The sequence below is a fragment of the Actinomycetospora sp. 2LY8.5 genome, assembly GCF_057180585.1.
This window is the reverse complement of record NZ_JBXUHE010000013.1, coordinates 20,911-45,933: the sequence shown is the minus strand read 5'-3', so window position 1 is coordinate 45,933 and position 25,023 is coordinate 20,911. Positions and strand designations below refer to the sequence as shown.

Genomic DNA, 25,023 nt, shown 5'->3' with positions numbered 1-25,023 from the left:
CCCGTTCCTCAGGCCAGACCGCCGGTGGCGCGCAGCGACTGACCGGTGATCCAGCGCCCGTCCGGTCCGCAGAGGAAGGCCACGACGGCGGCGATGTCGTCGGGGCGGCCGAGCCGTCCCAGCGGGGTCAGGGGCACGAGGGCGGTCTCGAGGTCGACGCCGGGGTTGTTGGTGCGCAGCAGGTCGGTGTCCGTGGCGCCGGGCAGGACGGTGTTGACGGTGATCCCGCGGGCGCCGAGGTCCCGGGCGGCGCAGGCGGCGAACTGCTCGACCGCGGCCTTGCTGGCCGCGTGCACGGCGGCCGCCGCGATGGGCGCCACGGTGTTCAGCGTCGAGACGTTCACGATCCGCCCGTCGTCGCGCAGGCGGGTGTGCGCCTCGCGCATGAGGGCGAACACCGACCAGGTGTTGACCCGCATGAGCGCGTCGTAGTCGTCGTCGCCGGTCTCCGGGATCGGCACCGGGCGGGTGGACGCCCCGGCGTTGTTGACCAGGATGTCGAGCCCCTCGAGGCGCTCCTCGGCGGCGTCGTAGAGGCGGCGGGGCGCGTCGCGATCGGTGAAGTCGGCCTGCTCCGCCCAGGCCCGGCCGTTCGCCGCCTCGACAGCGGCGAGCACCGCGTCCGCCGCCTGCCGGTCGGTCGCGTAGCTGAAGACCACCGATGCTCCGTCGGCCACCAGCCGCTCCACCACGGCGCGCCCGATCCCGCGCGACCCGCCCGTGACGAGCGCCGTCCGGCCCGCCAGCGCCTCCCTCGTCGCACTCGTCGCACTCGTCGCACTCGTCGGGCTCGTCGGGCTCGTCGGACTCACCGGGCTCGTCGGACTCACCGGGCGAGCGTCGCACGGCGGCCCGGCGGACATGCCGGCGCCGTCGACGTGGCCGGGCCCGCCGTGGGTGGGGAACCGTCAGACATCTGAGGCGTCCGTCGGTCACGGGCCCCGAAACGGGGGTAGGCCTCCGTCCCGGATGGAAGCCGGCCTGCTGGCCTGCACCCACCAGGGCTATGAGAACGGCGGCGAGTCGGGGTCGTCGACGACCGGGCACGGCGGTCGGTCGTAGGTGTGCCCGGTGGGGCTGGTCCAGGTGAACCAGCCGGGTCGGGGCTGCTCGAGCACCGACCGTGTGTGGTCGATCTCGACCTCGAGGGCCGACGCCCCGCACGGGGGGAAGACGCACGCCCGGTCGCGCATGGTGATCCAGCGCCGCAACGCCGCCGACGGGAACCGGGCCAGGGCCTCGCGGGCGCGCCGCCGCCGCCGCGCCGCCACCCGCTCCCACGCGGAGGCATCCATCCCGTCGCGCTGGCCGAAGGGTGAGCGCCCCTCGGGGCCTCCGACCGGAGAACCGGCCGCACGCTCCTCCGCGGCCCGGGCGGCGTCGCCCGCCGCGGATCGATCCGCTCGAGCACGACGGCCAGCCCGGCGCCGGCGGGGAACTCCTCGAGCCCCGCCGGCACCTCCTGGAAGCCGCTATCGAACACGTGTTCGAGCCTACCGCCACCCCCGACAGCCCGAGGCCCTTCGCTCAGATCTGCTGCACCCAGCCGACGACCACGAGGACCGCCCCGAGGACGACCACCCCGGTCACGGCCGGGACCCACCGCCGCCGGCGGGTCCCGAGCGCGGACTCGGTGAGGCGGACGTGCAGCGCGGTCAGCCCCCACCAGACCAGCGCGAGCACCACCAGCACCCCGACCCACGCCCACCCGTGCGCCGCCCACGCCCCGACGAGGTTCGGACCGCCCCACGCGTCGTCGTACGGCCCGGGCACCACGAGGCCGTAGAACGGGCCGCGGGCGGTGGCCAGCAGGGCCATCCACGCCAGCCACCAGAAGAGCAGCCCGAACACGACGCCGAGCAGGCCGTGGATCATCACCCGGGCGCCCCGCACCCGGTCGTCACGCAGGGACGAGGTCCGGAAGCCGCCGCAGTCGAGGTGCCGCCGAGCGGCGTCCACGCCGCCGACCGGACCGCTGACGGCGACCGCCACCATCACCCCCGCGGACGCCGGGAGCAGGCCGAGACCATAGGCCACGCGACGTCCGACCGTGCGCCAGAAGCCGACCCCGCCGGCCGCTGACCCCGCGGACGGCCCCGCAAGCGGCCTGCTCCCCGCCGTCCCCCGGGCCGCGGCGCCGCTCCCCGGCACACCACGCCCCACGACGCCGCTCCCCGCGGCGCCGTCCCCCGGGCCGGGGCCGCCGACGGCCGGGCCCCCGTCCCGAGATCGCGGGATCTCGGGAGCGCTGGGGACCGGCGTCGCGGCGGTGTGGCTCATACCCCGGGACGGTAGGGGCGCACCCCGACACCGCGAATCAACCCGAGGGACCGGATCCGTCTCCTCCGGAGGTAGGAGACCCAGCCAGAAGGATGGAGGCCGAAAGGACGAAAGAACCGAAAGGACGGGACGGGCTCAGAGCAGCTCGAGCACGAACGGGAGCTCCTGGACGCCGTACCAGGCGAGCTCGTGGTCCTCGGCCTCGCCGAGGACGAACTCGGCGTCCGGGTCGCCCAGGTCGGCGGCGTCCACGACGGCCGCCGCGGCCCGCACGGCGCCGCCGGCCTCCTCGAGGTCGAGGTGCACCGCCGCCAGCCGCGACATCGGGATGGGGCCCGCCACGCGCACCACGGCGTCGTCGAGGTCGGGGCGCAGGGTGACGTCGTCGACGTCCGCACTCACGACGGCGCGGCGGGCAGGCGCGGAGTCGTCCTCGGCCAGCTCGGTGGCCAGCAGGCGCAGCGACGCCCGGGCCGCCTCGCTCATGGCCACGTACTCGAGCTCCTCGTCGTCCCCCGCCGCGTACGCCTCCCGCAGTCGCGGGGTCAGGGCGAAGGCCGTGCCCGACAGCGGCTGGAGCTGCTCGGTGTCGAGCAGCCGCCGCAGGCCGGCGACCGTGGTCGGGACGTAGATCCTCACCGTTCCCCTGTCCTCTCGCGCGCCCAGCGCGCCGCCGTCGTCCGCAGCGCGACCTGCGCGACCTCGGCCTGCTTGCGAGGGTCCATGACGTTCCAGCCGGTCACGGCCCGGTCCTCCGCGTCGGGCGCGTGCTCGGTCACGGTGATCCCGGCGGCCCGCAGCCGCGCGATCTCGTGGTCGGAGCGCCCGCCGATCAGCCCGCGCAGCCAGCCGTCGGTGGCCCCGACGGGATTCGACCACACCGCCGGACCGTCCCCCGACCGGGCCAGGGGAACCAGCACGAGGGCCTCCTCGACGCGGGGGGTGTCGGGGTCGAGCAGGAGGTCGGCCGACGTCGCCGAGCAGACCCCGCCGTCGACGTAGCGGCGCCCCGCGATCCGCACCGGCGAGAACCAGCCCGGCACCGCGCACGACGCCGTCGCCGCCTCGGCCATCGACGCCGGGGGCGCCCCGGTCCGCCCGAACGGCACCCGCGCACCGCTGTCGTAGTCCATCGCGACGATCCGCACCTGCGGGTGCTCCGGCCACTGCTCGCGCGCCCACTTCGTGGCCCAGCGGTGCAGGCCGGTGGTGTCGCCCCGACCGGTCGGCAGCAACGCCGCCCCGAACGCCAGCGGCGGGAAGCGCCGGGGACTCCGGGCGATCTCGCCCAGCAGCCGCAGCGACCCGGGCCCGACGCGCGGCAACGGCGGCCGGCCCCGGCGCGCGGTCGACCGTGGGGCGCCCTTCGGCCGCGACGGCGCCGGCGGCGGGTCGAGCAGCTCGGCCAGCATGTCGGACACCGGTACCCCGCTGGCCAGCGCCGCGGCGATCACCGATCCCGCCGAGGTCCCGACCAGCACGTCCGCCTCGCGGGCGTCGCGCCCGGTCTCCACCTCCCAGGTCGTCAGCGCCGCGACCGTCCACGCGTAGCCGAGCTGTCCGCCCGTACCGAGGACGAGAGCGAACGTCATGGTCGAGCTCCCCTGTCGGCGTGCTCGTCCGGATGCTCCGACCCCCGTGTCACCGGGGCACCGTCGCCCGCAGCTCGGCGAGGGACTCGGTCACCAGCTCGCCGAGCTCGTCCACGTCGGCCATCGAGTCGCGGTCGGCGTTGAAACCGTAGAAGACCCCGCCGTCGTAGGACGTCAGCCCCACGGCGAGCGACTGTCCCTTCGCCAGCGGCACCACCGGGTACATCTCGAGCATCCGCGCCCCCGCCGCGTACAGCGCGTGCTGCGGGCCCGGGACGTTGGAGACGACGAGATTGAACAGCCGGCGCGCGAACCCGTTGGCGGCCCGGGCTCCCAGCGCGTGCAGCGTCGGCGGCGCGAACCCGCCCACCCGCACCAGCGCGTTCGCCCCGACCGACTGGCCGGACTCCTTGTGCTCGCGCATCGCGTGCGCGACGTGGTGCATCCGCAGGACGGCGTTGGGCTCGCCGACGGGCAGGTCGACCAGGAACGACGCGATCTGGTTGCCGAGCACCCCGGCCCCCGCGATCGAGCCCGTGGTCTCCGCGTCCCCGCGCACCGACAGCGGCACCATCGCCCGCATCGTGGTCGTCGGCGACACGTTCGCGCCCCGCGAGAGCAGCCAGTTGCGCAGCGCCCCGGAGATCACGGCCAGCACGACGTCGTTGATGGTCCCGCCGTGGGCGCGGCGGACCGCGCGGTAGTCCTCGAGGTCCGTGCGGGTCATCGCGAACCGCCGCTGGGTCGAGATCGGCACGTTCAGCGGGCTGACCGGAGCGGGGCGCACCGCGGTGCGTACCGCCGAGAACAGTCCCCCGGCGACGCCCGCGACCTTGGTGACGGTGTCCGCGGCGTCCCGCACCGCGTCCCGCGCGGCCTCGACGGCGTTGCCGGGCCGGGAGACGTTCTCGCTGACGGCGTCGTAGATCAGCCGCCACGGCGTCGGCTCGCGACGTGCCACCCACTCCTCGTCCGGGGTCGGGCGGCCGGTGGCGGAGGTCGATGCGCGGCCCGCCGCGGTGTCGTCGAGCACGACCTGGCCGATGTCGATCGACGCGACCCCGTCGACCATCGCCTGATGGGTCTTGGTGACCAGCGCCACCCGCCCGCCCGACAGCCCGTCGACCAGGTACATCTCCCACAGCGGCCGGGTGTGGTCCAGCGGGCGCGACATGAGGCGGGCGACCAGGTCGCACAGCGCCCGCTCGGTGCCCGGAGGCGGCAGTGCCGAGCGCCGCACGTGGTAGGTGACGTCGAAGTCGACGTCGTCGATCCACACCGGCCGCGCCATGCGGCCCGGGACCTCGCGAATCTTCTGGCGGTAGCGGGGGACCAGCCCGATCCGGCTGGAGATCAGCTCGACGAGGCCGTCGTAGTCGAACCCGGATCGCGGCTTGCGGAAGACGGACACGCTCCCGACGTGCATCGGAGTCGTCGGTTGATCCATGTAGAGGAAGGAGGCGTCCAGCGCCGACAGGCGGTCCGGCATGGGCGCGATCGTCGCACAGGGACCGAGTCGCGGCCGGGGGTCGGGCGGTCTGCCAGGCTGGTCGTGATGTCGCCCTCACCCAGCTCACGATCGGATCGGCCGGTGTCGCCGAAGGACGCCTTCGTGACGGTGTACGGGCGCAAGCCGGTGCTCGAGGCGCTCGGCGACCCCGCGCTGGAGGTCGACAAGGTCGTGCTCGCCGAGGGCGCCGACCGCGACGCCGTGCGCACCTTCACCGAGGCCGCCCGGGCCCGCGGCCTGGTGCTCCAGCGGGCCTCGGCGCAGCGGGTGAAGGTGCTCGCGGGCAACGGGCGCCAGGACCAGGGGGTACTCGCCGACGTCGTCGCCCCGCGGATGCGTCCGCTCGAGCACTTCCTCGAGGACCTGACGGGCAGCGCCCGCGTCCTCGTGCTCGACGGCCTGACCAACCCGGCGAACGTCGGGATGATCCTGCGCTCGGCCACCGGCGCCGGCCTCGAGGGCGTGCTGCTGCCCCGGCGCGGGGCACCGTCCATCGACCCGCTGGTGATCAAGGCCTCGGCGGGCGTCGCCTTCCACGCGCCCGTCCTGCGCGCCCGCACCGCCGCGGACGGCCTCGCCGCGCTCGCCGAGGCGGGGTTCGTGCTGTTCGGGCTGGACGGGCCCGTCACGGGAGACGGGCAGCGGAGCTCGACCGGTCGTTGGGTGTCGCTCTTCGACGCCGAGCTCCCGGACCGCGTCGCCCTGGTCGTCGGCGGCGAGACCGACGGGCTCACCGACGACGTCCGCGCCGAGCTGCACGGGACCGTGACGATCCCGCTGGCCGCGGGCGTCGAGTCACTCAACGCCGCCGTGGCGGCCTCGATCGCCTGCTTCGAGCTGGCCCGCCGGCGCGCCTGACTTTCCCCGACCGACCCCCGCGCACGCTTCCGGCCCGCCTAGGCTGGCGCGTGCCCCGGTCCTCCCCCGGCGCCGTTCCTGTCTCGTGGTCACCGGGAGGATCCGCATGCTCCCCGCCGTCCCCGTCCCCGTCCCCGTCCCCGTCCCCGTCCCCGTCCCTGCCCGCGCCCGCCGCGTCGGCGCGGTGCCGGCCCCGCGCGTGCGCCCGCTCGACGAGGTGCTCGCCGCCCCGGCGACCGCGAGCCCCGCGCCTCCACCGCCGGGCGACGCCCGGGGCGCCCAGCTCGACCTCGACCGCCTCGCCGCCGCCCTGCGTCCGCTGGCGGCACGGATGCTCTCCGCGGTCGGCGACGTCCTGGCCGGGCGGCGACCACCACGGCACCTCGACGCCCTGCTCACGCCCGACGCGCTGGCCACGCTCGCCCGTGCCGCGCCGGCTCCGGGGTCGGCAGCAGCGAGGAGTCCGGGCCCCGCCGGCGGCGCCCTGCGCGGCCTGCGGGTGTGTGCGGTCGGGCCGCGGGCCGTCGAGGTCGCGGCCGTTATCGCCGGCCAGGACCACGTGCGGGCCCTCGCGGCCCGTCTCGAACGCGCCGACGACGGCCCCGCGGACCCCGGCCGGTGGCACCTGGTGGCGCTGTGGCCGGGGTGAACGCCGGGGTGAGGACTCAGCCCGGCGTCCGGGGCGGCGCCCCGTGGCACTGCTTGTACTTGCGGCCCGAGCCGCACGGGCACGGCGAGTTGCGCGACGGGGTGTCGGCGCGTCGGGCCTGCTGCGGGTTGGACCGGGCGGCGCGCCCGCCGCCGTGGCCGTCACCCGCCGCGTGCCGGGCGGCCTGGCCGTCCTCGTCGGGACCGCTGTAGTTCAGCTCCTGCGGGCGGCGCCCGCCGAGACCCGCGCCGCGGAACGCCTCGGGCATCGAGCTCTGGTCGAGTTGCGACAGCGCCGGTCCCGCGGCCGTCGCCGGGCCGTCCTGGGCTGCGGGCTGCTGCGCACGACGACCGCCCTGACCGTTGCCCGGGCGCTGCGTGCCCGGCGCGGGACCGCGGCCGGGCCGGTTGCGCCCGCCCCGACCGGTGGGTGCCTGGGCCGCGGGAGCCGCGGGGGCCTGCGACGGCGCGCCCGCGGGCGGCATCGCGCCGGGCGGCACCGGACCCGCCGGGCCACGCTTCGGCACCGGGATCGCGCTGGTCGGCGCCCCGGCGACGCGCGGGTCGACCGGCAGCGGCGCCGCTCCCGAGGTGGTCGGGGTCTGGCTGGTGCGCGGGTCGGGTGTGTCGGGCGTGATCGCCGGCTGGACGTTCGTGTCCGTGGACGGGTTCGCCCCGGGCACCGCGTCGACGGGCGCCTGCTCCTCGACCTGGATGGTCAGGTTGAACAGGAACGCGACGGACTCCTCGCGGATGCCCTCCATCATGGAGGTGAACATCTCGTAGCCCTCGCGCTTGTACTCGATCTTGGGATCGCGCTGCGCGAGGGCCCGCAGGCCGATGCCCTGCTTGAGGTAGTCCATCTCGTAGAGGTGCTCGCGCCACTTGCGGTCGAGCACCGACAGGACGACCTGGCGCTCCAGCTCGCGCATCCCGCCCTCGGGGGCGACCTGGTCGATCTCCGCCTCGCGGCGCGCGTAGGCCTCGAGCGCGTCCTCGGTGAGCACGTCGACCAGCAGGTCGCGGTCGATGTCGTCGTGCTCGGCGATGAGGTCCTCCCACGAGACCCCGACCGGGTAGAGCTGTCCCAGCCCCGTCCAGAGCTTCTCGAGGTCCCAGTCCTCGCTGTAGCCCTCGGACGTCGCGCCGTCGACGTAGGCGGTGACCACGTCGACGATCATGTTCTGGACCTGGTCGGACAGGTTCTCGCCCTCGAGGACGCGGTGGCGCTCGGCGTAGATCACCGTGCGCTGCTGGTTCATCACCTCGTCGTACTCGAGGACGTCCTTGCGGGCCTCGAAGTTCTGCTGCTCGACCTGCGTCTGCGCGCTGCGGATCGCCCGCGAGACCATCTTGGCCTCGATGGGCATGTCCTCGGGCAGGTTGAACCGCGTCATGATCGACTCGACCATGGCGCCGTTGAACCGCCGCATGAGCTCGTCGCCCAGCGACAGGTAGAACCGCGACTCGCCCGGGTCGCCCTGACGGCCCGAACGGCCGCGCAGCTGGTTGTCGATGCGCCGCGACTCGTGGCGCTCGGTGCCCAGCACGTAGAGCCCGCCGGACTCCTTCACGCTCTCGGACTCGCGCTCGACCTCGTCCTTGACCTCGGCGAGCATGGCGTCCCAGGCCGCCTCGTACTCCTCGCGCGTGTCGACCGGGTCGAGACCCCGGGCGCGCAGGCGCTGGTCGGCGATGAAGTCGGGGTTGCCGCCGAGCACGATGTCGGTGCCGCGGCCGGCCATGTTGGTGGCCACCGTGACCGCGCCGCTGCGCCCGGCCTCGGCGATGATCTGGGCCTCCTGCTCGTGGAACTTGGCGTTGAGCACCGAGTGCGGCACGCCGCGCTCCTTGAGCAGCTTCGCCAGGTACTCCGAGCGCTCGACGCTCGTGGTGCCGATCAGCACCGGCTGGCCGCGCTCGTAGTGCTCGGCCACGTCGTCGGCGACGGCCTCGAACTTGGCCGGCTCGGTCTTGTAGACCAGGTCGGCCTGGTCGACGCGCTGCGGCGGGCGGTTGGTCGGGATGGTGACCACGCCGAGCTTGTAGGTCTTGGAGAGCTCCGCCGCCTCGGTCTGCGCGGTACCGGTCATGCCGCTGAGCTTGGAGTAGAGGCGGAAGTAGTTCTGCAGCGTGATGGTCGCCAGCGTCTGGTTCTCCGGCTTGATCTCGACGCCTTCCTTCGCCTCGATCGCCTGGTGGAGCCCCTCGTTGTAGCGGCGGCCCACGAGCACGCGGCCGGTGAACTCGTCGACGATCAGGACCTCGCCCTCGCGGACGATGTAGTCCTTGTCGCGGAGGAACAGCTCCTTGACCTTGATCGCGTTGTTCAGGTATCCGACGAGCGGAGTGTTCGCGGCCTCGTAGAGGTTGTCGATGCCGAGCTGGTCCTCGATGAAGGACACGCCCTCCTCGGTGACACCGATGGTCTTCTTGCGCTCGTCGACCTCGTAGTGGACGTCGCGCGTCATCTTCGGCGCCAGGCGGGCGAACTCCGTGTACCACCGCGCGCTCTGCTCCGCCGGACCCGAGATGATCAGCGGCGTGCGGGCCTCGTCGATGAGGATCGAGTCGACCTCGTCCACCACCGCGAACGCGTGTCCGCGCTGCACGCACTCGGCCTTCGACCAGGCCATGTTGTCGCGCAGGAAGTCGAAGCCGAACTCGTTGTTCGTGCCGTAGGTGATGTCGGCCTGGTAGGCACGGCGGCGCTCGTCGCCGGGCATGCCGGAGTAGATGGCGCCGACCTCGAGGCCGAGGAAGCGGTGCACGCGGCCCATCCACTGCGAGTCGCGCTGCGCCAGGTAGTCGTTGACGGTGATGACGTGGACGGGCTCGCCGGAGATGGCGTTGAGGTACGCCGGGAGCGTCGAGACCAGCGTCTTGCCCTCACCGGTGCGCATCTCCGCGACGTTGCCCTCGTGCAGCGCCGCCCCGCCAATGACCTGCACGGGGTAGTGGAACTGGCCGAGCGTGCGGGACGCGGCCTCGCGGACCACCGCGAACGCCTCGGGCAGCAGGTCGTCGAGCGACTCGCCGTCCGCGTAGCGCTCGCGGAACTCGTCGGTCTTCGCCCGCAGCTCGTCGTCGGTCAGCTCGGCGGTCTCGTCGGCGAACGTGTCGACGTAGTCTGCGATCTTGCCGAGGCGCTTGACCGTGCGCGTTTCGCCCGCCCGCAGCAGTCGGTTCAGGACCACGGTGGTGACCTCGCTCGTCCTTGTCGGCGCCACGGTTCCCAAGGACCCGGCGCACACAGCGGCACGGGCCCGTTCCCCATCGTAGGCGCTCGGGGAACGGGCCCGGCCGGTGCGGGTCCCGGAGTGGGAGAGAGGTCAGACGAGGGCGATGACGCCGTACGCGTAGCCGTGGCGTCGGTACACCACGCTCGGCCGGCCGGAGTCCTTGTCGGCGAAGAGGAAGAAGTCGTGCCCGACGAGCTCCATCTGCGAGAGCGCGTCGTCGATCGTCATGGGGATCGCGTGGTGCTCCTTGTGGCGCACCACCTGTCCGGGCAGGTAGGGGTCGACGTCCTCGAGAGCGGAGGTGTCGTCGGCGGCCACCCGCGCGGCCGGGACGTCGGCCTCCCGCTCCTGCTCCCCGACGGACGTCTCGCGCTCCAGCACCTCGGTGGCCGTCCCGGCGGACGCGGCGCCCGCGATGTCCGAGAGCGACAGCCCGCCCGTGGCCTGGGCGACCGACGTCGGCACACGACGCCCGTGGCTCACGCGGCGGCGGTCGTGCGCGCGGCGCATCCGGGCCTCGAGACGCGCGACGGCCTGGTCCATCGCGCAGTAGAAGTCGGCGGAACACCCCTCGCCGCGGACGACGGGGCCGCGACCGCGACCGGTGATCTCCACGCGCTGGCAGTTCTTGGACCGACGGGGGTTCGGCTCGTGGGAGAGCTGGACCTCCATCCGGACGATCTTGTGGTCGTAGCGCTCGAGACGGGCCAGTTTGTCTGCCGTGTGCTCGCGGAAGTGTGCAGGGACCTCGACGTTCCGTCCGCAGACAACGATCTCCAAGACGACCTCCCGGTCTGGGGATACGGTGCGCGGCCCGCTCGTCGGAGAGGGATCGGATCGGCATGCCTCGCCGGGACGGGACCGCGTCGAAACTGCGTTCGCGCCTCCTGTCGTTCACCGACTCAGGATGTGAGGCGTCACCGTAGTGACAACTCCTGTGCTCATGGAAGGTCCGATCCGCCGGAAGAGGGCTTCTCGGACGGCACCCGCCCGGGTGGTTCACGCAGCGTGTGGACGGCCGAACGGGTGACCCCGGGGCCACCATCGGCGCTCACCCGGGTGGACGACCGCCGGGCGCGGACATCGGCCACGGTGAGCACCACGACCACGTCGACCGGCCGGCCCGCCGCCGCGAGCAGGCCCGTCGCCGCCCGGGCGGTCGCCCCGGTGGTGAGCACGTCGTCGAGCAGCGCCACCGCGCAGCCCGGTGGCGGCAGGCCGCCCGGCCTCAGCCGCAGGTGGCGCGCCAGGTTGTCCGCGCGGGCGGCGGCGTCGAGCCCGACGGCGTCGGCGGCGCCCCGGCCCAGGGCCAGGGCGCGCGACACGCACGGGAGCCGTAGCGCAGCGGAGCTCGACCCGTCGACGGGGACCGTGCCGTCCCTCCCGCACCGCCCGACCACCGCCCGGGCCAGGCGCAGCACGTGGTCGCCGCCCCGGGCGCGCGCCGCGGCCGGTCGCGAGGGGGCCGGGACGAGCGCCGCCGGCGGGACCTCCCCGGCCCGCAGCGCGTCGGCGACCATCCCGGCCAGGGGTCGCGCCAGCTCGCGGCGGCCGCGCTCCTTGTAGGCGAGCAGGACCTCCCGCGCGCTGCCCGCGTACGGCGCGAGCGCGAGCACCGGGGGCAGGCCCGGCAGCTCGAGCAGCGCCGGGCTCCGCCAGCGGTCGCGGCACACCGCGCACCACCGCTCGCCGTCGCGCCCGCACCCGGCGCACGGCGAGGGGAGCACGAGGTCGGCGAGCGCGAGGAACGCGTCGTGCAGCACACCGTCCAGCGTCGGGCCGGGCCCGTGTCCGGGGCCAGCACCGGCCCCGAACCCTGGGGACGCAACCGGGCGATGGGGACGGCGGAGGGAGCAGTCAGCCCGGGTAGGCCGGCACCGTCCCCGCACCGAAGCCCGGCACCGACTGCCAGACGTCGCCGCCGGTGCTGCTCCCGCCGTCGAGGGGCAGGGTCCAGGTGCCGCTCTGGTCGGCGACGACGAGCGGACGGCCCGGCCGGGCGGCCACGGCGGTGACGGGCGGTGTCAGGTTCGTCGTCGACAGGGACTCGACGTCCAGGCCGTCGACCGAGGCGAGGGTCACCGGGCGGTCGGCGCGGTTGCCGACGACGACGAGTTGGTCGGTGCGCGTCCAGCCCACGTCGAGGACCTGGTCGAGCGCCTCCGGCCGCAGCTCGGTGACCGACCCGAGCCGGGCGCCACCCGCGCCGTCCCGCGCGATCGCCGCGACCAGCACGTGCCCGCCGGTCACGAGCGCGATCCGCGACCCGTCCGGCGAGATGCGCAGCGCGGACACCGGCCCCATCGCGCCCGGCGCGGCGGTGACGCCGGCACCGGCCAGGGCGGAGGTGTCGACCGCGACCGGCCGGACCGCCCCGCCGGGACCGGTGCGCGCGGCCCGCACGACGGTGGTGCCGTCCTGCACCGACCAGACCTCGGTGCCGTCGGGGGTCCAGGTGGGCCGGGTCAGCGAGCGGCCCTCGACCCCGCTGGCGGCGAGCTCGGCGCCCCCCGCGCCGGTGAGCAGACGCGCCCGCGTGGCCGTCCGGTCGGCGCCCGGGGGCTCCGCCCTCTCCGGCGTCTCCGGCGTCTCCGGCGTCTCCGGCGTCTCCGGCGTCTCCGCCGTGACCACCGCGACGTCGCCCTCGTAGCTCGCCGACGCCGACACCGCCCGGTAGGCGCCGCGCCCGGCGGGGCCGCCCGCGGGCTCGCCGGTGAGCAGGCGCAGCCGCCCGCTGTCGGCGACCAGCACCGGGACCTCGACGTCGCCGGGGCCGCCGACCACCGGGTCCACGGGCAGGTCGGGACGCCGGGCCACCTCGGGCGGCAGTCCGGCGAGGATGTCGCCGACCGCCACCTCCGGCGTGGCCGGGAGCAGCGGCTCGCCGTCCACCAGCAGGCGGACGCGGGAGACCCCGATCCCCGCGAGCGTCAGCGTCACCTGCTGGGCGATCTCGCGCCGGCGCGGGTCGTCGAGCGGTCCGGTGCGCGACAGGTCGACCACGGCCGTGCCCTCGGGCGTGAGCGTGACGTCCGAGCGCAGGGTGGTACCGGCCGGCAGCGAGCTCACCGCCGCGCCCGCCAGCGACTCCGACGGGCCGGCGAGCAGGTACTGCAGCGTGCGCGTCGGCACCGACCGGGCCGGGCTCGTCGCGAGGTAGCGGGGGTCGGAGACCGGGCTCGCGCGCTGGGGGTCGAGGAACCAGGTGCGCACCGGGCGGGTGTTGGCGCGCAGGTCCGAGCGCCGCACGATCGTGCCCGTCGGCAGCGAGGAGATGCGCCACTGGCCGTTCTGCTCGGTGAGGCCCACGTCGACCTCGACCGGGCGCACGCCCGCCACGAACACGCCCTCCGGGGTGAGGACACCGAGCGCCGTGGCCCGGATGCGCACGGAGGTCTGGCCGACGGGGGCCGGGCGGTCGGCGAACACCGTGTCCACCTGGTCGTTGACGACGACCGGCGCCGCGCCGTCGTCCCAGGTCCCCGCCGCGCCGGGCGTGAGGAAGGCCCGCGCGGCCTGGTGGCGCTCGGCCGTCGCCCCCGACGCGAGCACCCACCCCCGCACGGTCTCCAGGGGCCCGGCGTCCCGGGCGGGGCCCGGCGGGGTGGTCGGCTCGGCCGCGTCGCCCACCCGGCGCAGGACGGTGACGTCCGAGGACCCGGGGACCGACGCACAGCCGGCGGCGAGGGCCAGCAGCAGGGTCAGGACGAGGACGGTGCGTCTCACCGCGCCACCGACGTACCGGGGTCGGACGGCGGGGACGGCTCCGGGAAGGACACGTCGTCGAGGTCGTCCCCCACGTCCTCGGCGGCGTCCTCCTCCATCGGGGGCAGCGCGGTGCCCGCGGTGGGCGCGGCGTCGTGGATGCCCGGCTCGGCGGCGGCCGGCGCGGCGGCGACGGGCAGCAGCGGCAGCGGGCTCGTCCGCAGGCGCTCGCCGTGGCGCAGCGGCAGGGTCAGCCGGAACACCGCGCCCCGGTCGACCTCGCCCCAGGCCTGCAGCCAGCCGCCGTGCAGCCGGGCGTCCTCGAGGCTGATCGCGAGCCCGAGCCCGGTGCCGCCGCTGCGGCGCTGGCGCGACGGGTCCGCGCGCCAGAACCGGTTGAACACCAGCCCCGCCTCGCCGGGCTTGAGACCGATCCCGTGGTCGCGCACCACGACCGCCAGCGCGCCCTCCCCGGCGGCCAGCCGCACCTCGATCGGGCGGCTCTCGCCGTGGTCGATGGCGTTGGCGAGCAGGTTGCGCAGGATGCGCTCGACCCGCCGGGGGTCGACCTCGGCGAGCACGGGCCCGCCGGTGTCGCCCTGGTCACCCAGGTCGAGCAGCAGCGGCGTGTGGGTGTCCTCGACGAGGTGCCGCACGGTCTCGGCCGCCCGCCGCACGACCGCGGCGACGTCGACGACCTCGAGACCCAGCTCGGCCATGCCGGCGTCGAGGCGGCTGATCTCCAGCAGGTCGGACAGCAGGGTCTCGAAGCGGTCGAGCTCGTCGACGAGCAGCTGCGCCGAGCGCGCGGCGGTGACGTCGGAGGGGTCGACCTGGGCGTGCAGCACCTCGGCGGCCATCCGCACGGTGGTCAGCGGGGTGCGCAGCTCGTGGCTGACGTCGGAGGTGAACCGGCGCTGGAGAGCCCCGAACTCCTCGAGCTGGCGGATCTGCGACTGGATGCTCGCCGCCATCTCGTTGTACGACTCGGCGAGCCGGGCGACCTCGTCGTCGCCGTGCACGGGCATGCGTTCGTCGAGGTGGCCGTCGGCGAAGCGTTCGGCCACGTCGGCGGCCTGGCGGACCGGCCGCACGACCTGCCGGGTGACCACCGACGAGATGCCCGCGAGCAGCACGAGCAGCACGCCGGCGGCGAGCACGAGCGTGCTCTGGACGAGCGCGAGGGTGCGCTGCTCCGCCGAGAGCGGGAACAGCAGGTAGAGCTGCAGGTTGCGCCCGGCGGTGCGCACGGGCTGGCCGACGACCAGCGTCGGCACCGGCGCCGCCTGGCCCGCCGAGGCGACCGTGAGGTACTTCGTGGCGAGGAACCCCTGCAGCACGGGCGCCCGCAGCTGCGGCGGGATCACCTGGGCCGGGCCCGCGCTGATCTCTCCGGTGGTGCCGCCGGGCACCGTCGGCAGCGCGCCGGGCACCGACCCGAGGGTGTCCGAGCCCGCGATGAGCACCGCGTCGAACGCGCCGGCGTCGCTGGTGGGGTCGCTGCCGCGCGTGAGGCCGTTCGAGCCGGCGTCCCGCCCGCTCGTGGACAGCCGGTCGAGGACGCCGTCGAGCACGGCCTGCGCGCCGTCGCGGTCGGGGTCGATGCGGGCGAGGTCGCGCTCGAGGGCCTGGCGCGAGATGTCGGCCTGGATGAGCGCGGCCTGCTCCTTGCCCTGGACCAGCCGGTCGGCGATCTGGGTCTGCAGCACCAGGCCCAGCACGGCCACCACGACGATCGACATGGCGAGCGTCGAGAGCACCACGCGCAGCTGCATCGAGCGGCGCCAGAGCACGCGGACCTGCCCGACGCGCTCGGCCACGAAGCGGTCGATACGGCGGCGCAGGCCGGTCAGCAGGGACGTCACGGGAGGGCCACCCCGATCAGGGCGGGCCGGCCTTGTACCCCACCCCGCGCACGGTCAGCACGACCTCGGGGTGCTCCGGGTCGACCTCGACCTTCGAGCGCAGCCGCTGCACGTGGACGTTGACCAACCGGGTGTCGGCGGCGTGCCGGTAGCCCCAGACCTGCTCGAGCAGCACCTCGCGGGTGAACACCTGCCGCGGCTTGCGGGCCAGCGCCACCAGCAGGTCGAACTCCAGCGGCGTCAGCGGGATGGTGCGCCCGTCGCGGCGCACCTGGTGGGCCGGGACGTCGATGGTGACGTCGCCGATCTGCATCTGCTCCGCGGGCTCGGACGGGAACTGGCGCAGGCGCGCCCGGATGCGCGCGACGAGCTCCTTGGGCTTGAAGGGCTTGACCACGTAGTCGTCCGCGCCGGACTCCAGCCCGAGCACCACGTCCACCGTGTCGGTCTTGGCCGTCAGCATCACGACGGGGACCCCGGACTCCGCGCGGATCGCCCGGCACACGTCGATGCCGTTCATCCCCGGGAGCATGAGGTCGAGCAGGACGAGATCGGGCGAGCTCTCGCGCAGGGCCGGCAGCGCCGCGGGGCCGTCGTTCACCACCGTGGTCTCGAAGCCCTCGCCCTCGAGGACGATCGTCAGCATCTCCGCCAGCGAGGCGTCGTCGTCCACCACGAGGATCCGCGAGCTCATGTCTCAATGGTGTCACTTCTCACCGACGATCCGGACGAGATATCGCCCGACGATCCGGTTCCGAGTCGTTCTGCGACCACTGAGTCAGCCGTTCGGGTGAGTGCGGCGTGGCCCTCGTCGGCCCCGACCACCGACCAGGGCGCGAGCCATGTCCGCGCGACGAGCTCGTCGTACACCTGCGCGCAGCGGGCCTGCAGGGCCGCGTCGGACTCGTAGCCGTCGGGTGTCCGCGACGGGTCGGCCGCGGCGCGCTCGCGGACCCGCCGCGCGGCGACCTCCCCCGGCACCCGGACGAGCACCTGGGCGTCGGGCGCGGGCACCCCGAGCCGTGCGATCTCGAGCGCGTGCACCCAGGCGACGAACTCCCACGCCGCGACCTCACTCCCGCCGGCCTGCTTCTCGCGCGCCGCCCCGTACGCGGCGTTGGAGGCGACGTAGCGGTCGACGAGGACGAGGTCGTGGGCATCCCTCGCCGCGCGCAGCTCCGCCGCGGCGCCGGCCCGGTCGAGCGCGAACAGCACGGCCATCGCGTGCACCGACGAGCGCAGGTCCCCGTGGGCGCCGTGGAGCGCCTCGCCCGCGAGACCGGCGTGGACGTCGGCGTCGTAGCGGGGGAACGCGTGCGTGCTGACGCTGGCGCCGCGCCGGGCGGCGGCGTCGGCGAGCGCCGCGACCAGCGTCGCCTTGCCCGCCCCGTCGAGACCCTCGACGGCCACCATCACGCCCACGCCGGAACCCTATGCGGCGGGTCCGTGGGGTCGAAGCGAAGGGCCCCTTCGCTCGAGTAGATCGAGCGAAGGGGCCCTTCGGTCGGTTCAGCCGCTACCGATGATCACCCAGGCAACCACCGGAGCGCGCATCTCCTTGGCGCGACCGACTAGTAGCGGTAGTGATCGGGCTTGTACGGGCCCTCGACGTCGACGCCGATGTACTCGGCCTGCTCCTTGGTGAGCTTGGTCAGCTCCGCGCCGAGCGCCTCGACGTGGACCTTCGCGACCTTCTCGTCCAGGTGCTTGGGCAGGCGGTACACGCCGATCGGGTACTCACCGGGCTTGGTGAAGATCTCGATCTGCGCGATCGTCTGGTTGGCGAACGAGTTCGACATGACGAAGCTCGGGTGGCCGGTGGCGTTCCCGAGGTTCAGCAGCCGGCCCTCGCTCAGCAGGATGATCGAGTGGCCGTCCTCGAAGCGCCACTCGTCGACCTGCGGCTTGATGTTGATCCGGTGGGCGCCGGACTTCTCCAGCTTCTCGACCTGGATCTCGTTGTCGAAGTGGCCGATGTTGCCCAGGATCGCCTGGTGCTTCATCCGCTTCATGTGGTCGAGGGTGACGATGTCCTTGTTGCCGGTGGTCGTGATGACGATGTCGGCGTCGGAGATGACGTTCTCGAGGACGTTGACGTCGTAGCCCTCCATGAGCGCCTGGAGCGCGCAGATCGGGTCGGACTCGGTGACCGTCACGCGGGCGCCCTGGCCCCGCAGCGACTCGGCCGAGCCCTTGCCGACGTCACCGAAGCCGCAGATCACGGCCTTCTTGCCGGAGATCAGCACGTCGACGGCGCGGTTGATGCCGTCCACCAGCGAGTGCCGGCAGCCGTACTTGTTGTCGAACTTCGACTTGGTGACCGAGTCGTTGACGTTGATCGCCGGGAACAGGAGCTTGTCCTGCTCGAAGAACTCGTACAGGCGGTGGACGCCGGTCGTGGTCTCCTCGGTGACGCCCTTGATGCCGGACGCGACCTTGGTCCAGTGCTGCGGGTCGTCCTGCAGCGAACGGCGCAGCGTCTCGAGGACGACGCCGTACTCGGCGGGGTCGTCGGCCGAGGTCGACGGGACGACGCCGGCCTTCTCGAACTCGACGCCCTTGTGGACGAGCATGGTGGCGTCGCCACCGTCGTCCAGGATCATGTTCGGACCGCGGGTGTCGGAGTCCTTCCACGCGAGCATCTGCTCGGCGCACCACCAGTACTCCTCCAGCGTCTCGCCCTTCCAGGCGAAGCAGGAGATGCCCTTGGGCTGCTCCGGGGTGCCGTGCGGGCCGACGACGACCGCGGCGGCCGCGTGGTCCTGGGTGGAGAAGATGTTGCAGGAGGCCCACCGGACCTCGGCGCCCAGCTCCACCAGGGTCTCGATGAGGACGGCGGTCTGCACCGTCATGTGCAGCGAGCCGGAGATGCGCGCGCCGTGCAGCGGCTTGGCCTCCGAGTACTCCCGGCGCAGCGCCATGAGGCCGGGCATCTCGTGCTCGGCCAGCCGGATCTCCCGGCGCCCGAAGTCGGCCTCGTTGAGGTCGGCCACGGCGAAGTCGATGCCGTTCTTCTCGGCGTACTTCTCGTTGACGGTGCCCACTGCGTTCGTCATGACTCCTCGTCTTCTCGGGTTGGGGCCGATGGCGGACCGTCGCGATCCCGGGTTCGTGATCGGGCGTGTCTCGACCGGCGGACGGGACACGCCGGGACGTCACGGAACTCGGAGCACGGTTCACCACCATCCACAGGCGCCCTTGCGATGGTGCGGACCACTGCCGAGCGTGGCGGACGATCACGAACCGTCCGTTGCAGCGCCACTCGACAGCTTCCGTTCGCACGAGGTGTGCGATCGATGCCGTGAGGAGAAGTCCAGCACAGGCCCCATAGCCGGTCAACCGGAACGCACCGCGTACGGGGCCGCACGCACGCGTCCGGTGACCCGTCCGCGCAGCTCTGGTCGGGGTGAGCGCGGAGTGCGTCAGGCGGATCACACCGGGGGCACACGGGGGACACGGGGGGAGCCACCGCGCGTGCCCGGTCTGCCCGTCGGTTCCGGCGAGGGGGTGATTCCGGACGCAGGACCGTAGGATGCGTGACCGGAACCACAGAGAGATCCCCCGGCGAGATCCCCGGTGAGATCCCCGGTGACTTGGGAGGCCACGGACGTGCTCGGACAGATGCAGGACTACCCACTCGCCCTGCCGCACGTGTTCCACCGCGCCGAGCAGCTCTTCGCCCACAAACCGATCGTCGGGGTCGGGGCGGACGGCACGGTGCACCGGACCGACTACGCGACCTGGGCGCAGCGCGTCCGGCGGGCCGCGGCAGCGCTCGACGAGCTCGGCGTCTCGGCCGGGGGCCGGGTGGGCACGTTCAGCTGGAACAGCCCGGCGCACCTCGAGCTGTACTTCGCCGTGCCGTGCAGCGGGCGCGTGCTGCACACGCTGAACATCCGGCTGTTCACCGAGCAGCTGATCTACATCGCCAACCACGCCGAGGACGAGGTGGTCTTCGTCGACCGCTCGCTGCTGCCGCAGTTCTGGCCGCACGTCGACGAGATGACCACGGTCCGCAAGGTGATCGTCATCGAGGACGGCGCCGGCGGGAGCCCGGACGCGATGGCGCTGCCCGACGACGAGCGCGTCCTCGACTACGACGAGCTGCTCGCCTCGGTGGAGCCGGTGCAGGGACGATTCCACATCGCGGACGAGAACCAGGCCGCGGCGATGTGCTACACGTCGGGCACCACCGGCAACCCCAAGGGCGTCGTCTACTCACACCGCTCGTCGGTGCTGCACTCCATCGCCGTGCTCATGGCCGACGTCGCCGGGCTCGTCGAGCGCGACGTGCTGCTGCCGGTCGTGCCGATGTTCCACGCGAACGCCTGGGGCACGCCGTACGCCGCGGTGTTCGCCGGCTCCTCGATCGTCTTCCCGGGGCCGAACATGACCCCCAAGGCGATCGCGGGCATCCTGCGCGACCACGGGGTCACCGTCACCGCGGGCGTCCCGACGATCTGGATGGGCGTGCTGCCCGAGCTCTCCGAGGGCGACCTTCCCGACCTGCGCCTGCTGCTCTGCGGCGGGTCGGCGGTGCCGAAGTCGCTGTCCGAGGCATGGCGCAAGAAGATCGGCCTGCCGATCACCCAGGCCTGGGGCATGACCGAGACCAGCCCCATCGCCACCACCGGCGTGCTCAAGAGCGTCCACGACGGGCTCGGCGACGACGAGCTCGCCGACGTCCGCGCGACGGCGGGCACCCCGGCGCCGCTGGTGGACCTGCGGATCTGCGACCCGGACTCCGGCGAGATCCTGCCCTGGGACGGCCGGACCTCCGGCGAGCTCCAGGCCGCCGGGCCGTGGATCGCGGCCTCGTACTACCGCAACGAGGACGGCGGCAAGCAGTTCACCTCCGACGGCTGGCTCAAGACCGGTGACGTGGCGGTGATCGACCGGTACGGCTACGTCAAGCTGGTCGACCGCACCAAGGACCTCGTGAAGTCCGGCGGCGAGTGGATCTCGTCGGTCGACCTCGAGAACGAGATCATGTCCATGGAGGGCGTCGCCGAGGCCGCGGTCATCGCGATCCCCGACGAGAAGTGGTCGGAGCGCCCGCTGGCCTGCGTCGTCCCGAAGCGGGGCGTGGAGCTGACCCGGGAGGCCGTGCTCGAGCACATCGCCACCCGCGTCGCGAAGTGGCAGGTGCCCGACGACGTCGTCTTCATCGACGAGGTGCCCAAGACCTCGACGGGCAAGTTCTCCAAGAAGACGCTGCGCGAGAAGTTCGCGGGACACCAGGCGCCGGCGCAGGCCTGACACCCGCGGGAGGGCCGGCCCGTCGCGGACGGGTCGGCCCTCCTGCGCGTCACTACCGCGGCGACTACTGCGGCGACTACTGCGGCTGGGTGGGCGGGGCGGACGGGCCGCCCGGGTTGGTCACCGAGGATTCCTCGCCGCGCTCCCGCTTGCCCAGGACGGAGTTGCGGCGCGAGTAGAGGAAGTAGATCGCGACGCCGAGCGCCATCCAGACGATGAACCGGATCCACGTCTCGACGGTCAGGTTCAGCATCAGCCACAGGCAGCTGAGCACGGCGAGCGCGGCCACGAGGGGCAGGGCCTTGACGGTGAAGCCGCGCGGGAGGTCCGGACGACGACGCCGCAGGTAGACGGTGCCCACCGCGACGAGCACGAAGGCGAACAGCGTCCCGATGTTGACCATCGACTCGAGCTCGTCGATCGGGAGGAAGCCCGCCAGCACGGCGCAGAGCGCGCCGATGATGATCGTGATCGCCACCGGGGTGCCGCGCGAGCCCGTCTGGGCGAGGTTGCGCGGGAGCAGGCCGTCGCGGCTCATCGCGTAGAACACCCGGCTCTGGCCGAGCATGAGCACCATGACGACGGTGGTCAGACCGGCGAGGGCGCCGATGGAGATCACCGTCGAGGCCCAGTTCGCGCCGACGAGCGAGAACGCCGTCGCCAGGGTCGCGCTCTCCTCGCTGCCGGGCGGGGTGGAGAGCTGGGTGTAGTTGACCATGCCGACCAGCACGAGCGAGACGGCGACGTAGAGGACCGTCACGACGGCGAGCGAGCCGAGGATGCCGCGCGGGAGGTCCTTCTGCGGGTTGCGGGTCTCCTCCGCGGTGGTGGACACCGCGTCGAAGCCGATGAACGCGAAGAAGACCAGCGAGGCGCCGGCGAGCAGGCCGTAGATGCCGAAGGTCGAGCCCTCGCTGCCCGCGATCAACGACAGCAGCGAGGCGTCGAGCCCGCCGCCGCTCTCGCGCTCGCCTCCGGGCGGCGGGATGAACGGGGTGTAGTTCTGCGCCCGGACGTAGAACAGGCCGACCGCGATGACGAGCAGCACGACGAGCACCTTGATCGCCGTGATGATCGCGCTGACCCGGCTCGAGAGCTTGATCCCGAGCACGAGCACGGCGGTGAGCACGCCGATGACCAGGATGGCGCCCCAGTCGAACGTCACCGGACCCAGCTCGAGGGAGGCCGCGGTGCTGCTGCCGCCGAACAGCTCCCCGAGGTACTGCGACCAGCTCTTCGAGACCACGGCCGCCCCGAGGGCGTACTCGAGGACGAGGTCCCAGCCGATGATCCAGGCGATGAACTCGCCGAAGGTCGCGTAGGAGAACGTGTAGGCGCTGCCGGCCACCGGCACCGTCGAGGCGAACTCGGCATAGCACAGGCCGGCGAACCCGCAGGCGATCGCGGCGATGACGAACGAGATCGCGATGGCCGGACCCGAGATGTCGCCGGCCACACGCGCGGTGATGGTGAAGACGCCGGCCCCGATGAGGACCGCGACACCGAAGATCGTGAGGTCGAGGGCCCCGAGCTCGCGCCGGAGCTTGCTGCCGGGCTCGTCGGTGTCGGCGATCGACTGCTCGACCGACTTGGTCCGGAAGAGACCGCCTTGCGGCCGGGTCGACGTCATGGGCGGTCCTCCGGTGGTCCAACCTCGTGCGAGCAGGGTCGGGGCGGCACCCTACGCCCGGGGATGTCTCCGTTCAGGACGGAGACGACCGGATCCGTGACGGCGTGTTCACACCGGTACTCCGTGACGACGCGGCCGTTCGCCCGGTCGGGCTTCCCTCAGTGCGGCGAAGGGTCCAGCGCCTCGTCGACGGGCCCGGCGTCGCTCCGGTCGAGGTCGGGCTCGAGGTAGACCAGCCGGGCCTCGGGCACGGCGGCGCGCAGGCGGGCCTCGGCGTTGTCGATCGCCTCGGCGACGACCTCGGTCGGCAGCGACGAGGAGACCGCGATCTTGGCGGCGACCAGCAGCTCCTCGGGCCCGAGGTACTGGGTGCGGAGGTGGATGACGCGCTCGACCGGACCGCCGACGAGCGACGACGTGATCGTGCGGACCAGCGGCGGGCTCGCGCCCTCACCGATGAGCAGGCTCTTCGTCTCGACGATCAGGATGATCGCGATGACGCCCAGCAGCACGCCGATGCAGATCGTGCCGACCGCGTCCCACACCGGTTCCCCGGTCAGCGTCGTGAGCCCCACCCCGCCCAGGGCGAGGATGAGCCCGACCAGCGCGCCGGTGTCCTCGAGCAGCACGACCGGCAGCTCCGGGTTGACCGACTGGCGGATGAAGCCCCACCAGGTGGCCTTGCCCTTGAGCTCGCGGGACTCGTGCACCGCGGTGCGGAAGCTGAAGCCCTCCAGCACGATGGCCACGACGAGGATGATCACCGCGACGAGCGGGGAGGTCAGCTCCTCGGGCGCCGAGAGCTTGTGGACGCCCTCGTAGATCGCGAAGACCGAGCCGAGGCTGAACAGCAGGAGCGCGACGACGAACGAGTAGAAGAACCGGTCGCGGCCGAAGCCGAACGGGTGCTCGGGCGTCGCGGCCCGCCTGGCGCGCTTGCGCCCGAGCAGGAGCAGGCCCTGGTTGCCGGTGTCGGCGACCGAGTGGACGCTCTCGGCGAGCATCGACGACGAACCCGTGATCGCGAAGCCGACGAACTTGGCCACGGCGATGCCGGCGTTGGCGGCCAGCGCGGCGATGATCGCCTTGCCGCCTCCGGATGCGGACACGGAGTGCCTCCAGGGGATGGACCGAGCCGGGATGAGAAGGGGGCGGGATGTGAGTGCTCGGTGAAATCTAACGCCCGACACGGGGTGAGTTCTCGTCCCCGTCCAGCCCGTCCAGCCCGTCCGCGGCGGCGAACGCCAGGGCGGGGCCGCCCACCGCGGCGACCGTCACCGGCCCGTCGCACGCGGGCACCCAGGCGGCCGTGCCGCGCGGGACCTCCTGGCACTGACCGCGCGACGACGTCAGGCGCACCGTTCCCTCGACCGTGATGACGATGCGGGGGCCCTCGATGCCGAGGTCGCTGTCCTTCTCCTCGGTGCCGTCGAACGCGCACCGGGCGAGGCTGAAGTACTCGCTCGGCGTGAACCGCGTGACCGGCCCCGCGCCCTCACCGGGCAGCAGCGTCGGCGGCCCCGGCACGAAGTCGAGCACCCGCAGCAGCTCGGGCACGTCGACGTGCTTCGGGGTGAGCCCGCAGCGCAGCACGTTGTCGGAGTTGGCCATGAGCTCCACCCCGGCCCCTGCCAGGTACGAGTGCGGCGACCCGGCCGGCTCGTAGAGGCACTGGCCGGGCCGGAGGACGACGCGGTTGAGCAGCAGCGCCGCGAGGACGCCGGCGTCACCGGGGTAGCGCTCGCCGAGGTCGAGCAGCGTGCGCGCCTCGGTGGTGAACTCGCCCCGGGACCGGGCGTGGGCGACGCAGCCGTCGAGCAGGGCCGGCACCAGGTCGTCGACCGCACGCTGCGGCAGCGTGATCCACGTGGTGAACAGCGCCCGCAGGCCGTCGGCGTCGGGCTGGGCGGCGAGCAGCTCGGTGTGGTGGTCGAGCGCGCGCACGTCGAGGGCCCGCAGCAGTCGGACCGTCTCCGCCGGGTCGCGGAACCCCGCGAGCGCGTGGAACTCGGTGAGCGCGCAGAGCAGCTCGGGCTTCGGCAGCGGGTCCGGGTAGTTCCGGTCGGACGCCGTGCGCGGGACGCCGGCCGCCTCCTCGCGCGCGTAGCCCGCCGCGGCCTGCTCGGCCGACGGGTGCGCCTGCAGGCTCAGCGGCTCCTCGGCGGCGAGCACCTTGAGCAGATACGGCAGCCGGTCCGACCAGCGCTGCCGGCGCGAGGGCCCGAGCGTGCCCGCCGGGTCGTCGCGCACGACGTCGGAGAGCGAGCGGCCGTTCCCCTCCCGGCCGGTCAGCTGGGAGGGCTCGTCGCGGTGCGCGCCGAGCCAGAGCTCGGCCTGCGGGTGCGGCGACGGGACCTCACCACCGAGCAGCTCGGCGAGATGTGTCCGCGACCCCCACGCGTACGTGCGCACGCTCCCCCTGAGGACCTCCACG

General features: G+C 73.6%; 20 protein-coding genes. 3 read left to right on the top strand and 17 right to left on the bottom strand.

The features are described 5' to 3' along the window. Positions 1–8 precede the first annotated feature (8 nt). The 6 genes from AC2A1K_RS16485 to AC2A1K_RS16460 all read right to left on the bottom strand — a co-directional run bounded on the left by AC2A1K_RS16485 (position 9) and on the right by AC2A1K_RS16460 (position 5,361). The gene (locus AC2A1K_RS16485; RefSeq protein WP_483897384.1) at positions 9–812 is read right to left on the bottom strand and encodes an SDR family oxidoreductase; all 804 of its coding nucleotides are present in this window, start codon (positions 810–812) and stop codon (positions 9–11) included. A gap of 192 nt (positions 813–1,004) precedes the next feature. Next, complete coding sequence (locus AC2A1K_RS16480) at positions 1,005–1,295, bottom strand: hypothetical protein (RefSeq protein WP_483897383.1); 291 nt, start codon at positions 1,293–1,295, stop codon at positions 1,005–1,007. 232 nt (positions 1,296–1,527) lie between these two features. Beyond that, positions 1,528–2,037, bottom strand: coding sequence for a hypothetical protein (locus tag AC2A1K_RS16475; RefSeq protein ID WP_483897382.1), 510 nt, complete (start codon positions 2,035–2,037; stop codon positions 1,528–1,530). Between the two features lie 378 nt (positions 2,038–2,415). Next, positions 2,416–2,919, bottom strand: a complete 504-nt coding sequence (locus tag AC2A1K_RS16470) for a DUF6912 family protein (protein WP_483897381.1) — start codon at positions 2,917–2,919, stop codon at positions 2,416–2,418. Then, positions 2,916–3,872: a patatin-like phospholipase family protein gene (locus AC2A1K_RS16465; RefSeq protein ID WP_483897380.1), complete on the bottom strand. Its 957-nt coding sequence runs from the start codon at positions 3,870–3,872 to the stop codon at positions 2,916–2,918. The genes AC2A1K_RS16470 and AC2A1K_RS16465 overlap by 4 nt, the downstream gene beginning before the upstream one ends. A 49-nt stretch (positions 3,873–3,921) precedes the next feature. Then, complete coding sequence (locus AC2A1K_RS16460) at positions 3,922–5,361, bottom strand: WS/DGAT/MGAT family O-acyltransferase (protein ID WP_483897379.1); 1,440 nt, start codon at positions 5,359–5,361, stop codon at positions 3,922–3,924. A 66-nt stretch (positions 5,362–5,427) separates the two neighbouring features. On the opposite strand from AC2A1K_RS16460, the gene AC2A1K_RS16455 reads away from it, so the two are divergent. Next, complete coding sequence (locus AC2A1K_RS16455; RefSeq protein ID WP_483897378.1) at positions 5,428–6,240, top strand: TrmH family RNA methyltransferase; 813 nt, start codon at positions 5,428–5,430, stop codon at positions 6,238–6,240. 106 nt (positions 6,241–6,346) lie between these two features. Then, the gene (locus AC2A1K_RS16450; protein WP_483897377.1) at positions 6,347–6,889 is read left to right on the top strand and encodes an Rv3235 family protein; all 543 of its coding nucleotides are present in this window, start codon (positions 6,347–6,349) and stop codon (positions 6,887–6,889) included. 16 nt (positions 6,890–6,905) lie between these two features. Here AC2A1K_RS16450 and secA read toward each other — a convergent pair whose 3' ends face one another. The 8 genes from secA to ahcY all read right to left on the bottom strand — a co-directional run bounded on the left by secA (position 6,906) and on the right by ahcY (position 18,756). Then, positions 6,906–10,085 (bottom strand): preprotein translocase subunit SecA, encoded by a 3,180-nt coding sequence (secA, locus tag AC2A1K_RS16445; RefSeq protein ID WP_483897376.1) that lies wholly within the window; start codon positions 10,083–10,085, stop codon positions 6,906–6,908. A 135-nt stretch (positions 10,086–10,220) separates the two neighbouring features. Further along, a complete protein-coding gene (hpf, locus tag AC2A1K_RS16440) occupies positions 10,221–10,910 on the bottom strand; it encodes a ribosome hibernation-promoting factor, HPF/YfiA family (protein ID WP_483897375.1) in 690 nt (229 codons plus the stop codon). Between the two features lie 161 nt (positions 10,911–11,071). Beyond that, positions 11,072–11,893, bottom strand: coding sequence for a ComF family protein (locus AC2A1K_RS16435; protein ID WP_483897374.1), 822 nt, complete (start codon positions 11,891–11,893; stop codon positions 11,072–11,074). A gap of 94 nt (positions 11,894–11,987) precedes the next feature. After that, the gene (locus AC2A1K_RS16430) at positions 11,988–13,856 is read right to left on the bottom strand and encodes an LpqB family beta-propeller domain-containing protein (RefSeq protein ID WP_483897373.1); all 1,869 of its coding nucleotides are present in this window, start codon (positions 13,854–13,856) and stop codon (positions 11,988–11,990) included. Then, positions 13,853–15,700 (bottom strand): MtrAB system histidine kinase MtrB, encoded by a 1,848-nt coding sequence (mtrB, locus tag AC2A1K_RS16425; protein ID WP_483897372.1) that lies wholly within the window; start codon positions 15,698–15,700, stop codon positions 13,853–13,855. Before mtrB ends, AC2A1K_RS16430 begins: the two co-directional genes overlap by 4 nt. A gap of 16 nt (positions 15,701–15,716) precedes the next feature. Further along, a complete protein-coding gene (gene mtrA, locus AC2A1K_RS16420; protein ID WP_483897371.1) occupies positions 15,717–16,394 on the bottom strand; it encodes an MtrAB system response regulator MtrA in 678 nt (225 codons plus the stop codon). Further along, a complete protein-coding gene (locus AC2A1K_RS16415) occupies positions 16,391–17,122 on the bottom strand; it encodes a dTMP kinase (protein WP_483897370.1) in 732 nt (243 codons plus the stop codon). Before AC2A1K_RS16415 ends, mtrA begins: the two co-directional genes overlap by 4 nt. 149 nt (positions 17,123–17,271) lie before the next feature. Beyond that, positions 17,272–18,756 (bottom strand): adenosylhomocysteinase, encoded by a 1,485-nt coding sequence (gene ahcY, locus AC2A1K_RS16410; RefSeq protein ID WP_483897369.1) that lies wholly within the window; start codon positions 18,754–18,756, stop codon positions 17,272–17,274. Positions 18,757–19,321: 565 nt separating this feature from the next. On the opposite strand from ahcY, the gene AC2A1K_RS16405 reads away from it, so the two are divergent. Continuing rightward, positions 19,322–20,959: a long-chain fatty acid--CoA ligase gene (locus AC2A1K_RS16405; protein ID WP_483897368.1), complete on the top strand. Its 1,638-nt coding sequence runs from the start codon at positions 19,322–19,324 to the stop codon at positions 20,957–20,959. 76 nt (positions 20,960–21,035) lie between these two features. Here AC2A1K_RS16405 and AC2A1K_RS16400 read toward each other — a convergent pair whose 3' ends face one another. From AC2A1K_RS16400 to manA, 3 genes are all read right to left on the bottom strand, one after another. Further along, entirely contained in the window at positions 21,036–22,589 is a 1,554-nt protein-coding gene (locus AC2A1K_RS16400; protein WP_483897367.1) for an amino acid permease, read from the bottom strand. Positions 22,590–22,747: 158 nt separating this feature from the next. Further along, entirely contained in the window at positions 22,748–23,698 is a 951-nt protein-coding gene (locus tag AC2A1K_RS16395) for a cation diffusion facilitator family transporter (RefSeq protein ID WP_483897366.1), read from the bottom strand. Positions 23,699–23,765: 67 nt separating this feature from the next. Then, on the bottom strand, positions 23,766–25,022 hold the full coding sequence (manA, locus tag AC2A1K_RS16390) for a mannose-6-phosphate isomerase, class I (protein WP_483897365.1): 1,257 nt from the start codon (positions 25,020–25,022) through the stop codon (positions 23,766–23,768). Position 25,023 lies beyond the last annotated feature (1 nt).